This is a genomic window from Streptomyces sp. CLV115 (assembly GCF_038448545.1).
GTDB lineage: Bacteria > Actinomycetota > Actinomycetes > Streptomycetales > Streptomycetaceae > Streptomyces > Streptomyces sanglieri.
This window is the reverse complement of the sequence record NZ_JBCEWQ010000326.1, coordinates 1-2644: the sequence shown is the minus strand read 5'-3', so window position 1 is coordinate 2644 and position 2644 is coordinate 1. Positions and strand designations below refer to the sequence as shown.

Below are 2644 nucleotides of genomic sequence, written 5' to 3'. Positions count from 1 at the left end.
GCCCGGGGCTGTCACCGGGGGGTGGGGCGGCGGGCTACTTCTTGCCCTTGCCCTCGCCGCCGGACTCGTCCGTCGACAGCACGGCGATGAAGGCCTCCTGCGGCACCTCCACATTGCCGACCATCTTCATCCGCTTCTTGCCCTCCTTCTGCTTCTCCAGCAGCTTCCGCTTACGGGAGATGTCACCGCCGTAGCACTTGGCGAGGACGTCCTTCCGGATGGCGCGGACGGTCTCACGGGCGATGACCCGGGAGCCGATGGCTGCCTGGATCGGCACCTCGAAGTTCTGCCGCGGGATCAGCTCGCGCAGCTTGGCGACCAGCCGGACGCCGTACGCGTACGCCTTGTCCTTGTGGGTGACCGCGGAGAACGCGTCGACCTTGTCGCCGTGCAGCAGGATGTCGACCTTGACGAGCTGGGCGGTCTGCTCGCCGGTGGGCTCGTAGTCGAGCGAGGCGTAGCCCCGGGTCTTGGACTTCAGCTGGTCGAAGAAGTCGAAGACGATCTCGGCGAGCGGCAGGGTGTAGCGGATCTCGACCCGGTCCTCGGAGAGGTAGTCCATGCCGAGCAGGGTGCCGCGCCGCTGCTGGCAGAGCTCCATGATCGCGCCGATGAACTCGCTGGGGGCCAGGACCGTGGCGCGCACGACGGGCTCGTGCACCTTGTCGATCTTGCCCTCGGGGAATTCGCTCGGGTTGGTGACGGTGTGCTCGGTGCCGTCCTCCATGTCGACGCGGTAGACCACGTTGGGGGCGGTGGCGATGAGTTCGAGGCCGAACTCGCGCTCCAGCCGCTCCCGGATCACGTCGAGGTGGAGCAGTCCGAGGAAGCCGACGCGGAAACCGAAGCCGAGGGCCGCGGAGGTCTCCGGCTCGTACACCAGGGCGGCGTCGTTGAGCTGGAGCTTGTCCAGCGCCTCGCGCAGGTCCGGGTAGTCCGATCCGTCCAGCGGGTACAGCCCCGAGAACACCATCGGCTTGGGGTCCTTGTAGCCGCCCAGCGCCTCGGTCGCGCCCTTGTTCAGGGAGGTGATGGTGTCACCGACCTTGGACTGCCGGACGTCCTTCACACCGGTGATGATGTAGCCGACCTCGCCCACGCCGAGACCGTCGGCCGGGGTCATCTCCGGGGAGGAGACCCCGATCTCCAGCAGCTCGTGGGTGGCGCCGGTGGACATCATCCGGATGCGCTCGCGCTTGTTGAGCTGGCCGTCGACCACCCGGACGTACGTGACGACGCCGCGGTACGAGTCGTAGACCGAGTCGAAGATCATCGCGCGGGCGGGGGCGTCCGCCTGGCCGACCGGGGCCGGCACGTCCCTGACCACCCGGTCGAGCAGCGCGTCCACGCCGACGCCGGTCTTCGCGGAGACCTTGAGCACGTCCTCCGGCTGGCAGCCGATGAGGTTGGCCAGCTCCTCGGAGAACTTCTCGGGCTGCGCGGCCGGCAGGTCGATCTTGTTGAGCACCGGGACGATGGTGAGGTCGTTCTCCATCGCCAGGTAGAGGTTGGCCAGGGTCTGGGCCTCGATGCCCTGCGCGGCGTCGACCAGCAGGACCGTGCCCTCGCAGGCGGCGAGCGAACGGGAGACCTCGTAGGTGAAGTCCACGTGGCCCGGGGTGTCGATCATGTTGAGGACATGGGTGCTGCCCTGGCCCTCGCCCGTGGTGGGCGCCCAGGGCAGCCGCACCGCCTGGGACTTGATGGTGATGCCGCGCTCGCGCTCGATGTCCATCCGGTCGAGGTACTGAGCACGCATCTGCCGCTGGTCGACCACACCGGTCAGCTGGAGCATCCGGTCGGCAAGGGTCGACTTGCCGTGGTCGATGTGCGCGATGATGCAGAAGTTGCGGATCAGCGCCGGGTCGGTACGGCTCGGCTCGGGCACGTTGGTAGGAGTCGCGGGCACGCAGGGTCCTGATTCTTGAGACGCCGAACGCCGTGTCTCGGGTCGATGTCGGGTCGGTCGGATCGATACGTAGCCTCCATCGTCCCATGGTTGCGGGGCGGAGACCGGTTTGGGCCGGTCGGAGTGGGGCTGGTACCGTTGACAGCTGTGCCTCGCGACTCTCTCAGGCCGTGGGGTGCACATCGAAGATCCAACGAACCTGAAAAGGCTCTTTCGTGGCGAACATCAAGTCCCAGATCAAGCGGAACAAGACGAACGAGAAGGCGCGCCTGCGCAACAAGGCCGTCAAGTCCTCGCTCAAGACCGCTATCCGCAAGGCCCGTGAGGCTGCCGCCGCCGGTGACGTCGAGAAGGCCACCACGGCCGCTCGCGACGCCTCCCGCGCGCTCGACAAGGCCGTCTCGAAGGGTGTCATCCACAAGAACGCTGCCGCCAACAAGAAGTCGGCGCTGGCCTCCAAGGTTGCCTCCCTCCAGGGCTGAGCATTCTGATGTGATCGCCGGGACGGACCCAGCGGGCCCTCTCTCCCGTTCCTGACCGGCACCCCGCGCCGCACACCGAACCTGCGTTCGCCACGCGGGTGCGGCGCACCAAGCTTGAACCACAGGCCCCGGCCTCGGCTCTCCCCAGAGCGAGGACCGGGGCCTGCGGCATGCACGGACTGGTCCGGTCTCGGGTCGGCGTTCAGGGGCGAGGCGGGGCGGCGTTCAGCGATGGGGCGGGTCAGGGCTCAGG

2 protein-coding genes are annotated in these 2644 nt (G+C 67.9%); one reads left to right on the top strand and one right to left on the bottom strand.

Translation table 11 applies throughout. From position 1 onward, the window contains the following. Positions 1 to 34: 34 nt before the first annotated feature. Complete coding sequence (gene lepA, locus AADR41_RS41860) at positions 35 to 1909, bottom strand: translation elongation factor 4 (RefSeq protein ID WP_342287692.1); 1875 nt, start codon at positions 1907 to 1909, stop codon at positions 35 to 37. Positions 1910 to 2124: 215 nt separating this feature from the next. Between lepA and rpsT the strand changes: the two genes are divergently transcribed. Further along, positions 2125 to 2391, top strand: coding sequence for a 30S ribosomal protein S20 (gene rpsT, locus AADR41_RS41855; RefSeq protein ID WP_124717766.1), 267 nt, complete (start codon positions 2125 to 2127; stop codon positions 2389 to 2391). Positions 2392 to 2644: the final 253 nt, after the last annotated feature.